The 12,079-nt window shown below is 71.0% G+C and carries 13 protein-coding genes and 1 tRNA gene; 6 read left to right on the top strand and 8 right to left on the bottom strand.

All coding sequences use genetic code 11. The features are described from left to right. Positions 1–907: 907 nt before the first annotated feature. Positions 908–2,083: an AAA family ATPase gene (locus ADL03_RS18190; RefSeq protein ID WP_197288433.1), complete on the top strand. Its 1,176-nt coding sequence runs from the start codon at positions 908–910 to the stop codon at positions 2,081–2,083. Between the two features lie 172 nt (positions 2,084–2,255). On the opposite strand, the gene ADL03_RS18185 is transcribed toward ADL03_RS18190, so the two are convergent. Next, positions 2,256–2,329: transfer RNA gene (locus ADL03_RS18185), tRNA-Leu, on the bottom strand. A gap of 120 nt (positions 2,330–2,449) precedes the next feature. On the opposite strand from ADL03_RS18185, the gene ADL03_RS18180 reads away from it, so the two are divergent. Continuing rightward, on the top strand, positions 2,450–2,671 hold the full coding sequence (locus tag ADL03_RS18180) for a DUF3618 domain-containing protein (protein WP_053734664.1): 222 nt from the start codon (positions 2,450–2,452) through the stop codon (positions 2,669–2,671). Between the two features lie 6 nt (positions 2,672–2,677). Here the strand turns inward: ADL03_RS18180 and ADL03_RS18175 are convergent, their stop codons facing one another. Further along, on the bottom strand, positions 2,678–3,289 hold the full coding sequence (locus tag ADL03_RS18175) for a TetR/AcrR family transcriptional regulator (protein WP_053734663.1): 612 nt from the start codon (positions 3,287–3,289) through the stop codon (positions 2,678–2,680). A 551-nt stretch (positions 3,290–3,840) separates the two neighbouring features. On the opposite strand from ADL03_RS18175, the gene ADL03_RS47150 reads away from it, so the two are divergent. Both ADL03_RS47150 and ADL03_RS47145 read left to right on the top strand, forming a co-directional pair. Beyond that, positions 3,841–4,125 (top strand): NPCBM/NEW2 domain-containing protein, encoded by a 285-nt coding sequence (locus tag ADL03_RS47150; protein WP_053734662.1) that lies wholly within the window; start codon positions 3,841–3,843, stop codon positions 4,123–4,125. 49 nt (positions 4,126–4,174) lie between these two features. Beyond that, on the top strand, positions 4,175–4,276 hold the full coding sequence (locus ADL03_RS47145) for an NPCBM/NEW2 domain-containing protein (protein ID WP_157528876.1): 102 nt from the start codon (positions 4,175–4,177) through the stop codon (positions 4,274–4,276). On the opposite strand, the gene ADL03_RS18165 is transcribed toward ADL03_RS47145, so the two are convergent. Together ADL03_RS18165 and ADL03_RS18160 are read right to left on the bottom strand one after the other, a co-directional pair. Then, entirely contained in the window at positions 4,263–5,009 is a 747-nt protein-coding gene (locus ADL03_RS18165; protein WP_053734661.1) for a trans-aconitate 2-methyltransferase, read from the bottom strand. The genes ADL03_RS47145 and ADL03_RS18165 overlap by 14 nt on opposite strands. Further along, positions 5,006–6,145: a carboxylesterase family protein gene (locus ADL03_RS18160; protein WP_231641979.1), complete on the bottom strand. Its 1,140-nt coding sequence runs from the start codon at positions 6,143–6,145 to the stop codon at positions 5,006–5,008. The genes ADL03_RS18165 and ADL03_RS18160 overlap by 4 nt, the downstream gene beginning before the upstream one ends. A 113-nt stretch (positions 6,146–6,258) precedes the next feature. On the opposite strand from ADL03_RS18160, the gene ADL03_RS18155 reads away from it, so the two are divergent. Beyond that, positions 6,259–7,293, top strand: coding sequence for a zinc-dependent alcohol dehydrogenase family protein (locus ADL03_RS18155; RefSeq protein ID WP_053734660.1), 1,035 nt, complete (start codon positions 6,259–6,261; stop codon positions 7,291–7,293). Here the strand turns inward: ADL03_RS18155 and ADL03_RS18150 are convergent. Then, positions 7,277–8,764 carry an NAD(P)/FAD-dependent oxidoreductase gene (locus ADL03_RS18150; RefSeq protein WP_053734659.1) on the bottom strand — a complete coding sequence of 496 codons (1,488 nt, stop codon included), beginning with the start codon at positions 8,762–8,764 and terminating at the stop codon, positions 7,277–7,279. The two genes, ADL03_RS18155 and ADL03_RS18150, sit on opposite strands and share 17 nt — an antisense overlap. Positions 8,765–8,840: 76 nt before the next feature. On the opposite strand from ADL03_RS18150, the gene ADL03_RS18145 reads away from it, so the two are divergent. Next, the gene (locus ADL03_RS18145) at positions 8,841–9,446 is read left to right on the top strand and encodes a TetR/AcrR family transcriptional regulator (RefSeq protein WP_197288432.1); all 606 of its coding nucleotides are present in this window, start codon (positions 8,841–8,843) and stop codon (positions 9,444–9,446) included. A gap of 7 nt (positions 9,447–9,453) precedes the next feature. Here the strand turns inward: ADL03_RS18145 and ADL03_RS18140 are convergent, their stop codons facing one another. The 3 genes from ADL03_RS18140 to ADL03_RS18130 form a co-directional block, all read right to left on the bottom strand. Continuing rightward, positions 9,454–10,161 carry a type 1 glutamine amidotransferase gene (locus tag ADL03_RS18140; RefSeq protein WP_053734658.1) on the bottom strand — a complete coding sequence of 236 codons (708 nt, stop codon included), beginning with the start codon at positions 10,159–10,161 and terminating at the stop codon, positions 9,454–9,456. Then, positions 10,154–11,410: a MurT ligase domain-containing protein gene (locus ADL03_RS18135; protein WP_053734657.1), complete on the bottom strand. Its 1,257-nt coding sequence runs from the start codon at positions 11,408–11,410 to the stop codon at positions 10,154–10,156. The genes ADL03_RS18140 and ADL03_RS18135 overlap by 8 nt, the downstream gene beginning before the upstream one ends. Positions 11,411–11,492: 82 nt before the next feature. After that, positions 11,493–11,978 (bottom strand): helix-turn-helix domain-containing protein, encoded by a 486-nt coding sequence (locus ADL03_RS18130; protein WP_231641977.1) that lies wholly within the window; start codon positions 11,976–11,978, stop codon positions 11,493–11,495. Positions 11,979–12,079 lie beyond the last annotated feature (101 nt).

The following is a 12,079-nucleotide window of genomic DNA, read 5'->3' as shown; positions in this document are numbered from 1 at the left end:
TGACGGTGATCCCGGCGGGGGGCGGGCCGGGGGTGCGGAGTGGGCCAGCAGTGCGGGGCGGGCCGGGAGTGCGAGGCGGGCCAGGGGTGCGGCGCGGACTAGGAGTGCGAGGCGGGCCAGCAGTGCGGAGTGGCGGCGCGCGGCAGGAGCACGGGGTGGGAAGGCGTGTGGCAGGGGCACGGGACAAGTAGGCGCGCGGCAGGAACCCGCGCGGCGGGACGGAGCGGGCCGGCAACCTGGAGCGCAGAGATCGCATGCGCGGACGACCCCGCGGTGTGGACCAGTCGCGTGCCGGAGCGCTGCCGTCCACAGTGGACTCGACCGGCAGCGCACACGCCGGCCGGCTCGAACAGCGCCGGGTGCCGGTGCTCCGCCGCGGCCGCTTCCGTCTGCGCGAACGGGTTCTCGTGGTCCCGACGGGACTTCGCCACGCTTTCCCCGGTACACCACCAGTCGTTGCCGGGGCTTGCCCGACGCCGCGGCGTAGTGCTCGACCACGCGCCGGTCGGTCCGGCCCACTAACCGCAGGCCGGAAGAAAGATCCGCTCTTTCCGTCACCACGCCAGTGGCATCGACCGCACCACAATGGCACCGCCGCGCGTCATGGACAGCGTCGACACGCCATCGGAGAGCGCGACCACGGCCCTTCGGTCAGAGATCGAAATCCGCTGTCGCACCGAGCGGTGAGCCGCTTCCCACCAGCGCGACGCCCGAACCTCGAACGTCGGCCATACCGGAGGCAAGCACTCCTGCCGCACGCCGCCGCACGGCGGACAACCGCATGTCAGCCCGCCGACAACTGGATCGCAGCGGCGACACCTCCGATGTGCACGCGCTTGCGTGCCATTGGTCTACACATCACGGAAAGGGCTTTCCCGGTGGTACCGGCCTGATTACGATGCGGGTGGTGACCGACGAGGCGGCGACGTGCGCGACGTGCGGCGCCGCGACCACCCGCCGCAGACACGCCCGGTACTGCTCGAACGCGTGCCGGCAACGCGCCTACCGGCAACGCGCCTACCGGCAGCGGTCGACCAGGCCCGCGCCCCCGAAGGCGCTGGACAGCTTCGTCGGCCGCGACGAGGAGCTGCACCGGCTCGTGGTGGCCGGCGACAGGGCCCGCGTGCTCACCCTGACGGGGCCGCCCGGCGTCGGGAAGACCAGGCTGGCCAAGGAGCTCACCGCCGAGCTGCCCGAAGTCGGGTGGGTGGGGCTCGCGTCCGTCTCCAGCGGCGACCAGGTGCCGCGGGCGTGCGCGATGGCGCTGGGCATCGGCGAGGTCGACGGCGAACCGGTGCTGGGCACCCTGGTGCGTGCGCTGGCGGGCCGGGCGCTGGTCTTGGTGCTGGACGACTGCGACCACGTCGTCCGGCATTGCGCGGCGTTGCTGGAGACGCTGCTGCTGGGCTGCCCCGGTGTGCGGGTGGTCGCGACGAGCCGCGAGCCGCTGCGGGTGCCGGGCGAGGTGCTGTTCGCCGTGCCGCCGCTGCCCGCCGCGCGCGCCGCCGAGCTGTTCACCGACCGCGCGCAGGCGGCCCAGCTCGGCCTCCGGCCGTCCCATCACGACCCCGAGGCCCTCAACGGGCTCTGCACGCGCTTGGACGGCCTTCCGCTCGCGATCGAGCTCGCCGCCCGGCTGACGACCGTGCTGCCCGTCAGCGAGCTCCTGGCCCGCTCGGACGACCGCCTGGAGCTGCTCAACCGCGGCAACCGGACCGCCGCCGCACGCCACCAGAGCCTGCGCGCGGCCATCGGGTGGAGCTACGACCACCTCGACGCGGACGAACGGCACGTGTTCCGCAGCCTCGCGCTGGTCCCCGGCGGGTTCGGCGTCGACGTGGCGGTCGCGGCGTGCGGCCTGCCCGCCGACCGGGTGCTGGCGCTGCTGTCGGCGCTCGTGTCGAAGTCGCTGCTGACCTCCTCCGGCGCCGGCCGGTTCACGCAGCTGGAGTCGGTCCGGTTGTACGGCAGGGAAAGACTCGCCGAACACCGGGAGACCGACGCCGTCACGGCGCGGGTCGCGGGCTGGTTCGCCGGCGCCGGGCCGTGGCGACCGGCCGCGCCGGTGAGATCGGGCCGCTGACAGTCAGGCGCTGACAGTAAGGCGCTGACGGTGGACCACTGACAGCGGGCCGCTGACAGTGAGGCGCTGACAGTGGGATGCGGCACCTCGCGAAGGGACCTCCGCCGGCTAACCGGATGGCGGTCCGCCGCGGGCCGGCCGCGGCGGCGAACACCACAAAAGCGCAGCTACGTGAGGTCGGGGGGACTCGAACCCCCACTGGCTGGGACCTAAACCCAGTGCCTCTGCCAATTGGGCTACGACCCCTCGCGTGGAAGCCTATAGCTCCTTCATGTACTCGCTCTCTCGGGGCGCACGTGGGTCGCTCGAAGCCCCCGCGCCGTCCGTCCACTACGGTGACTGCCAGAACCGCTGCTAGGAGGACATGTGGCACGCGATCCCGACACCATCCAGCGCGAGATCGAACAGGCTCGTGCCGCGCTGGCCGCCACCCTGGACGAGCTCGGCGAACGAGCGAACCCGCAGAAGCTCGTCGAGCAGGGTCGCTCGTCCGTGCTGGCCACGCTGAGCCAGCCCAAGGTCAAGTACACGCTGATCGCGGTCGGCGCCGTGGTCGGCTTCGCCCTGGTGCGCAAACTGTTCCGCTAGAGCTCGCTAGGCGTGCACCAACGGCAGGAGGACCTGCTCGACGACCTTCTCCACGAACGGCTCGTCGAGCGGGTCGCCGGTGAGCATCAGCCGGTAGATCAACGCCGCTCCCGCGATCTCGACCGCCATGCCGCGCGGGGCGTCGGCCCTGAGCTCGCCCCGGTCGGCCGCGCGGTCGAGGATCCCGCGCAGCACGTCGCGCTGCGAGATCAGGAACGTCTCCCGGAACGCCGCCGCCAGCTCCGGCTCGTGCGGCAGTTCGCCCACGAGCGCCTGGGCGGCCTTGCCGATCGGCCCGGACAGGAACGCGGCGAACGACGAAAGGAACTCGCGCAGGTCACCGGCGAGCGAGCCGGTGTCGGGCGCGCCGAGGTTCTGCGACGCGAGCTGGGTGCACGTGTCGATCACCAGATCGAGCTTGGACTCCCAGCGCCGGTAGATCGTGGCCTTGCCCGCTCTGGCGCGTGCGGCCACCGCGTCCATCGTGAGGGCCCGGTATCCGACCTCGGCCATCACTTCGAGCGCTGCCTGACGTAATGCGTCGTCCCTGCTGGCGTCGCGAGGACGGCCCCGCTGGGGGACCCTGCCCTCGTTGAGCGCCGCTGTCGACACGGCCATGCCACCTCCTTGTGCAAGGGCACGGCTCGTGCGTGTTCCCCGCCCCTCTGGCGGGACATCCTAGGCGGTTTGCCCTACCCGCAGGGGCACCAGCACCCGGTTGTCGGGTCGTGTTGTGTTTGGTCGGCTCTTGCGCGACGCGCCCCAGAACTCCTACCTTTTGGAGTTGTCTGGACCAGGCTGCTCCGCCGTGCAGCAGGACGAGTGCTGTCGTCACGCGCGAGCGAGGAGTCGGCCATGACCCTGTGCAGCTGGGTTTCCATCAGAGGTGCGCCAGCCGCCGTGATGGCTCGCGTGGCTGCGTCAACGGATAGCGCGACCGGAAAAAGACCGCGTCATCGGATGTATGCGGCTGTGGCAACAGCCTTCGGCTCCGGTCTTCAGGTTTCCGACAGGAAGCCGATGGCCACCGCTCACTCGCCTGATCACCCGTCCAGGGCGCCGTTTGCTGCTCTTGAACGTGCTCCACGAGGCCGCCGCCCACGAAGCCGTCGCCACGACCCCGGCAAGCCGCGGGGTCTTCCCGCGTGATGCTCGGAAAGGAAAGCCCCATGCGCACCCTCGCTCTGGCCGTGCTGACCACGGTCGCCGGCGCGGTCCTGACCACACCGGCCGCATCGGCCTTACCGGACGGTCTGGCCCTCACCCCGCCGATGGGCTTCAACAACTGGAACACCACCGCGTGCCGCGCCGAGTTCAACGAGGCGATGGTCAAGGGCATCGCCGACATCTTCGTCGACAAGTGCTCGTCGCTCACCGTGGACGTGGGGGTGGACGACGAGGTCGCGCCCGGCAGGGGCTCGGTGGTGTTCCAGGTCTTCGCCGACGACGCTTAGGCGGCCGACTCGGGACCGTTGACCGGCACCGGCGCGGCTCACGGCGTCGTTGACGGGCGCGCAGACCCTGCGGCTCGTGCTGACCGACGCCGGTGACGGCATCAACTCCGACCACGGCGACTGGGCCTCGCCGCGCATCACCTGCGCGTGACGGTCACCGCGGTGGCGAGCTGGGTCAGGTACCGCTTGACGACCCGGCCGCCGTAGCGGGTGTCCACGAGCCGCCGGATGTCCGCGACCAGCTCGTCGCGGTGCGGCAGCACGATGTGGTTCGAGTACGTGAGGAGCAGGTCGGCGTATGCGTCGGTGTCGTAGGCCTGCTCCCACTCGTACCTGCGGAACACCGGCGGGCCGAAGTGCTCGCTGGGGTCGAACTCGTGCGGGACGGCGTCGGCCGGCGAGAGGCGCAGGCCCGGCGGCGTGGCCGGGTCCCACCGCTCGTAGATCTCCTGAACGTCGACGAAGAACTGTTCGGTACCGCCTGCGATGTGGTGCGTTGAGATCACGGCGAGCGTGCCGCCCGTGCGCAGCGCCCGTGCGCACCTCGCCATGCGAGTGCTCGGGTCGAGCCAGTGGAACGCCGTCGCGGACACGACGAGGTCGAACCGGCCGGTCGGCTCCCACACGTCGAAGTCCGCGACCACGACGTGCGCCCGTGGCGCGTGCTCGCGGGCGACCGCGGCCAGGTCGGGGCTCAGCTCGACCGCGGTGACCTCGCCCAGCGCGGTCAGCGGCAGCGTGGCCTGGCCGGTGCCGGGGCCGATCTCCAGGATGCGCGGGCCGTGCAGCGCGTCGAAGAGTTCAGGGGGATAGGTGGGACGGGCCCGGTGGTAGCGGGCCGCGTCGGTGCCGAACGTGCCGCGCAGGCGTTCCCGGTCGCTCATCCGCCGAACTCGAGCTCACGCGACGGAAGCGCGTCGATCCCGTTTCGCGCGAAGTCGGTCCACGTGCGCCGCATGACCTGTGCCAGCGCCGGGTCGGGTGCGTGCCCGGCGAGCATGCCCGCGCCGGTCCAGGCGTCCGGGTCGAACAGGAACGGCAGCTCGATGCAGTGGCACGCGCCCAGCGGAGCGCCCTCGGGGGACCACCTGAAGTTGTAGGTGGCGGCCTTGCCGCCAGCGGTGGCCCAGTCGGCGGCAAGGCGGCGGGCGGGGTCGGCGAAGACGAGGTCGGTCACCATGGCCCAGGCCTCCGGGTGGGCGGCCACGTACGGGCTGCCGTCGTCCTGGGTGTGGCCGACGAGCAGTTCCACGCGGGTGGCGGCCGCGGACAGGTCGGCCGTGGCCAGTTCCGGGCCGAACGGCATGCTGCCCGACGGGGAGAAGCGGGGGCCCAGCTCGACGATGGCGTGCTGCTGGGCGGCCAGCACGTCGGGCACCGGCGTGGTGGCGTCGACGGAGACGAGTTCGCGCAGGGCCGCCGTCATGTCCGGGCGGTCGGGGCTGCGGGTGCCCAGCGGGGCGCTCTGCAGGATCGCGCGGTGGAACAGGTCTTCGGTGTCGGTGACCAGCAGCGCGTACACCGAGTCGGCGCCCGCGGACTGGCCGAAGGCGGTCACGTTCGCCGGGTCGCCGCCGAACGCGGTGATGTTGTCCCGCACCCACCGCAGCGCGGCGAGCTGGTCGAGCAGGCCCAGGTTGTCGCGCAGGTAGCCGAAGACGCCGAGGCGGTAGCTCACGCTCACGACCACGACGCCGTGCGCGGCCAGCAGGGTCGCGTCGTACTTCGCCGACTCGCCGCTGCCCGTCACGTACGCGCCGCCGTGGAACCACACCATCACCGGCAGGTCCTTGGCGTCGGCCGGTGCCGTCACGCTCAGCACCTGGCAGTGCTCGTCGAACGACAGGCCCTCGACCGAGTTGCCGACCACCGAGGCCAGCGACGACGGCGGCTGCGGGCAGGCCGGGCCGCGCCGGGTGGCGTCGATCGTGCCGTCCCAGGGCAGTGGTTCGGGTTCGGTGAACCGGGAAGCTGTCGCATAGCGGACACCGCGGGCCTGCACGAGGCTGTTGATCAGCACGCGCTCGATCGTATGCGGGCGTAACCAATTCCACAGCGTCCTGGTTCGGCGCGACCGGCACCGCGGGAGCACCATGTGACGGTTGGGCGAAACGAGGCAGAAGGAGGAGCCTGGTGCGGGCTACGACGATCTACGGCACCCGTGACATCCGCGTCGAGGACGTGCCGGACGCGGCGATCAAGGACGCGAGCGACGTCGTGGTCCGGGTCGAGCTGGCCTGCATCTGCGGCAGCGACCTGTGGGCGTACCGGGGCGTGGCCAAGCGCGAGGGCGGGCAGCGGATCGGGCACGAGTTCCTCGGCATCGTCGAGGAGGTCGGCGCGGACGTGAAGAGCGTCCAGGTCGGCGACCGGGTCATCGCGCCGTTCGTGTGGAGCGACGGCACGTGCGCGTACTGCCAGGCCGGGCTGCAGACGTCGTGCCTCAACGGCGGGTTCTGGGGTGCGAAGGGGTCCGACGGCGGGCAGGGCGAGGCCGTGCGGGTGCCGCAGGCCGACGGGACGCTGGTGCGCGTGCCCGCTGACGCGCCGGCGGAGCTGCTGCCCGCGTTCCTCAGCCTGAGCGACGTCATGGGCACCGGGCACCACGCGGCCATCGGCGCGGGTGTGCAGCCGGGCAGCACCGTGGCCGTGGTGGGCGACGGCGCGGTCGGGCTGTGCGGGGTGCTGGCGGCCAAGCGGCTCGGTGCCGAGCGGATCATCGCGCTGGGGCGGCACGAGGACCGCGCCAAGGTCGCGAAGCTCTTCGGTGCGACCGACCAGGTGGCCGAGCGGGGCGAGGCGGCGGTCGAGCGGGTCAGGGAGCTGACCGGCGGGCTCGGGGCGTCGGCGGTGCTCGAATGCGTCGGCACGGAGCAGTCGTGGGAGACCGCGATGGGGATCGTGCGCGACGGCGGCCGGATCGGGTACGTCGGCGTGCCGCACGAGATGCCAGGGCTGCCGCTGGGCAAGCTGTTCGGCCGCAACATCACCATCGGCGGCGGCGTCGCGCCCGCGCGCGCCTACCTGCCCGAGCTGCTGGCCGACGTGCTCGCCGGGCGGATCGACCCCGGTCCCGTGTTCGACCGGACGGTGCCGCTCGCCGACGTCGCCGAGGGGTACCGGGTGATGGACGAGCGGACCGCCCTCAAGGTCATCGTGAAGCCGTAGCCCGCTTGGCCGCGGTGAGCACGTAGTCCTCGGCGCGCACGCGCTTGGTCCGCATCCAGTACCGCCAGGTGAAGCCCGGCCAGACGGTGCGGTTCACGCCCTGCGCGTCGAGGTACCAGCTCTTGCAGCCGCCCTGGGTCCACACGCCCCTGGTGAGCTTGCCCTGCAGCTCGCGGTTGAACTCCCGCTGGGCCTCCGGCCGCACGTCCAGCTCCGCCGCGCGGTGCCGGTCGAGGAGCCGCAGGCACTGCGACACGTACCGGATCTGCGACTCGATCATGAACACCACCGAGTTGTGCCCGAGCCCGGTGTTGGGGCCCAGCAGGAAGAACAGGTTGGGGAAGCCGGACACCGTGATGCCGTAGTAGGTCTCGATGCCCTCCTCGCGCCACTTCTTGGCGAGGTCGACGCCGCCCCTGCCCTGGATGTCCAGGTAGTCGAACGAGTCCACGACGTGGAAGCCGGTGCCGTAGATGATGGCGTCGACCTCGTGCTCGACCCCGGAACTGTCCACGATGGACTTCTCGCGCACCTCGGAGATCTTGTCCGTCACCAGGTCCACGTTGGGCCGCGTCAGCGCCGGGTAGTAGTCGTTGGAGATCAGCACGCGCTTGCAGCCCATGGTGTAGTCGGGCTTCAACGCCTTGCGCAGCTTCGGGTCCGGCACCTGCTTCTTCATGTGCCGCAAGGCGATGCCCTGCGCGAGCTGCATGATCTTCGGGTTCACCGCGAAGCCCAGCGCGGACGACTCGCGGGTCCAGTACACGAGGTCGCGGTACAGCCGCTGGGTGAACGGCAGGGCGCGGAACAGCTTCTGCTCCCAGCCCCTGATCTCCCGGTCGGCCTTGGGCATGACCCACGGCGGCGTGCGCTGGAAGATCTTCAGCGAACCGACCTGCCCGGCGATCTTCGGCACGAACTGGATCGCCGACGCGCCGGTGCCCACCACGGCGACGCGCTTGCCGGTCAGGTCGTAGTCGTGGTCCCACTGGGCGCTGTGGAACGTCCTGCCGGTGAAGTTCTCGATGCCCGGCAGCTCCGGCACGTTCGGGATGTGCAACGCGCCGACGCCCGCGACCAGCGCCCGGGCGGTGTAGGTGTCGCCCTGCTCGGTCGTGACGTGCCAGCGCTTGGCGTCGTCGTCCCACCGTGCACCGGACACCTTGGTGTCGAAGCGGATGTGCGGCCGCAGCCGGTACTTGTCGGCGACCCGCCGCAGGTAGTCCCAGATCTCGCCCTGCTGGGCGAACATCCGCGACCAGCGCGGGTTCAGCTCGAACGAGAACGAGTACATGTGCGACGGCACGTCGCACGCGCAGCCGGGGTAGGAGTTGTCCCGCCAGGTGCCACCGAGGTCGCTCGCCTTCTCGAGCACCATGAAGTCGTGCTCGCCGCGCCGCTTCAGCTCGACGGCCATCCCGAGGCCGGAGAAGCCGGTGCCGATGACGAGCACTTTCGTCTCTCGGTGCATGGGGACACCCTCCACTCGCTTGGCTACTTCGCAGTAGGTTACTCGAAGTAAGTTACGAGCGGTAGACTCCGTTCCCGTGACCGCTCCACGGCGCCGCATGCCCAAGGCGCAGCGCATGGCCCAGATGCTGACCGTCGCCGAAGAGATCTTCGCGGAGCAGGGGTACCTCGCCACCTCGATGGACGAGATCGCCGAACGCTGCGGCGTCTCCAAACCGATGCTCTACGAGTACTTCGGGTCCAAGGAGGGGCTGCTGATCGGCTGCATCCACCGGGCACGCGCCGAGCTGCGGGAGAAGACCGCGCAGGCCATCGCGGGCGCGACGGGCCCGGAGGAGTTCCTGCGGCTGGGCCTGCTGGCGTTCTTCGAGTTCATCGTCGACCACCAGCGCTCGTGGGCGCTGCTGCGGCAGGAGGCGGCGATCGCGGTGCCGTCGGCGCAGGAGGAGGTCGAGGGGATCCGGCAGCAGCAGACCGACATGATCGGCTCGGTGCTGGCGTCGTTCGCGCCGGGCATCGACCCGCTGGAGGCCGAGGCGTTCGCGGAGATCGTGGTGGGCGCGTGTGAACGGCTGGCCGTGTGGTGCGAGCGCAGGCCCTCGGTGGGACCCGCGCTCGCGACCGACTACGTGATGGCCGTGATCTGGCCGGGTGTGGCGGAACGGGTCCTGTCACACCCCTGAAGCCCGGTCAGGAAGCCGCTTTGACCCGCTCGGAACGCATCTGCGTGACGGCGGGCAGGTCCAGCGGCGCGACCTTCGTGCCGGTGGCCCACTCGATCAGCATGTCGGCGAGCTGCGGGTTGCGCGGCAGCACCGGGCCGTGCAGGTAGGTGCACACGATCCGGCCCTGCACCGCGCCCTCGACGCTGCCATCGTTGCCGGTGCCGACCTTCACGTGCGCGAGCGGCCGCGCCGACGGACCGAGGACCGTGCGGCCCTGGTGGTTCTCGAAACCGGTCAGCACGCCGGAGAACAGGCCGTCCGCCGGCTCGGCCAGCACCTCGCCGATGGCACGGCTGCCACCGGCGTGCGAGGTCGAGTCGATCAGGCCCATGCCGGGGTGCGTCACGTTGTCGGCGCGGGTGAAGCTCTCGCCGAAGATCTGGATGCCCGCGCAGACGCCCAGCACGACGGCGCCCTTCGTGACGGCGCGCTGCAGGCCGGGGTGCTCGCGCAGGTGCTTGACCGCCAGCGTCTGGGCGGTGTCCTCGCCGCCGCCGACGACGTAGATGTCGCACGAGTCGGGCACCGGCTGGCCGTAGTTGATCGGCAGGATCTCGGCCTTGATGCCGCGCCACGCCATGCGCTTCTCGAGCACCACGGCGTTGCCGAAGTCCCCGTACGTGCCGAGGAGATCCGGCAGCACGAGTGCGATCTGGACGGTCGACTCACTCATCAGCGGCAGCCCTGGCATTCAAGTCGCGGAACGCGGTGTAGTTGGCGATGACCTCGACAGCGCCGGCCGGCAGCTGGTCGATGGCCTTCAACGGGTCTTTGACGATGGTGTGCTCCACCTCGGCGTAGGTCAGGCGCACGGCCAGGTCGCTGGCACGCTCACCGGACGCGATCACCCGGCGGCCCTGGAGCTTCTCGAACGGGACGTCCCACAGCCAGCTCAGGTCGCGGCCGTCGGCCTCCTGGGCGTTGATGACCAGGACGGCCGGGTGGTGGGCCTCCCTGACCACGGTGAGCGTCTCGCTCCAGCCGGCCGGGTTCTTGCTCAGCAGCAGGCGCGCGCTGCGGCCGTTGCGCTGGATCGTGCGGTACCGGCCGCTGACGTTGCTCACGCCACGCAAACGGCGCACCGCCTCGTCGACCGGCACACCCAGGGTGTGCGCGGCCGCGGTGGCCATGACGGCGTTCGCCTGGTTGAACTTGCCCGGCAACGTCAGCCGCAGCTCCACCTTGCGGTGCTCCGGCGTGATCATCGCCTCGTCCGCGGTGATCCACGTCGGGTGCGGCCGGGCCAGGTCGCAGTTCGTGCAGTGCCAGTGCTCGCCCTGCCAGCGGATCGGGTCGCCGCACCGCGGGCAGCTCGCGCTGTCCTGGTGCCAGCTGGTGCCGGTCGCCACCCAGATGACGTTCTTCGCGTCCTTCGCGGCGCTGGTCACCATCACGTCGTCGCAGTTCGCGACGATCGTGCAGTTCTGCAACCGGTTGATCGAGTCGCGGATGCTGCGCTCGATGGTCCGCACCTCGCCGACCCGGTCGAGCTGGTCGCGGCTGAGGTTCAGGATCATCGCCACGGCCGGGTGGCTGGCACCGGACACGGCGGGGAAGTAGCCCTCGTCGCACTCCAGCACGGCGTACGGCGCGTCCGGCTGCTTCGACAGCGCCGTCACGTGGCCGTCGGGCATGTTCGCGCCGCTGTGGTTCGTGGCGACCTCACCCAGTGCCCCGACCGCGCGGGCCAGCATCATCGTGCTGGTCGTCTTGCCGTTCGTGCCGGTGACGACGGCGACCTTCCGGCCGGCCGTGAGGCGGTTGAGCGCCTGCGGGTCGAGCTTGAGGGCGACTCGGCCACCGATCATGCCGCCTGCGCCGAGACCCATCTTCTGGGACAGCGTGGAGCTCAGGTTGCCCAGCTTCACGGCGGCCGCGGTGCGCAGGGGGAGGCGGGCGGGGGAATCGTTCACCCCGGCGATGCTACCGGCGTGGCCGGGTAACCCTTCCCGGGCGGTGGTTTCGGTGAGGTGAACCGGGTTCGGTACAACGAGCGGATCGCGTTCACCGCGTCATGGACCGCAACGTGCGGAGCAGGTCTGCCGCCGGCAGCTGGCAGAGCTGCGCCATGTTGTCCAGGGCGGCCAGGTCCAGGTGCACCTCCGGCGAGGCGCCGGGGGGCAGGGCGTGCAGGCGGCCCGCCGCCCAGCGGCGCAGCGGAGCCAGGCGCGGGTTGTCCGTCGCGGCCACCAGGGACAGGTTCAGCGTCACGTGGCCTGCCGGGGTGTCGCCGAAGAAGCGTTCGTGCACGCGAGCCAGGACCTCGTGTGCGGGGACGTCGAGCGCGTGGCAGATCTCGACCAGGCGGACCACCGAGCACTGGCGGGTGCCCAGCTCGTAGGTCGCCAGGGTCTGCAGGGAGATCTCCGTCTGCAAGCGCTTGTTCAGTTCTTTCCGAGTCCAGCCGCGCTGCTTGCGAAGGCTGCGGATCTCGTCACCGAGCACGCGCTGGTACGCGGCTGTGTCGATGTGGCCTGTCGCAGTGGTCACCGGTTTCCTCCACCCCATGAGCGGGTCTCACGGTGATGGAAGGCGCCAGTGCTTCGCCGCTTACGCAACTTACGGCCAACATCCCCCGAACGGGGTATAGA

Origin of the sequence: Nocardia sp. NRRL S-836, assembly GCF_001279525.1 — a bacterium.
Lineage (GTDB): Bacteria > Actinomycetota > Actinomycetes > Mycobacteriales > Pseudonocardiaceae > Lentzea.
This window is presented reverse-complemented; position numbering and strand designations above follow the sequence as displayed.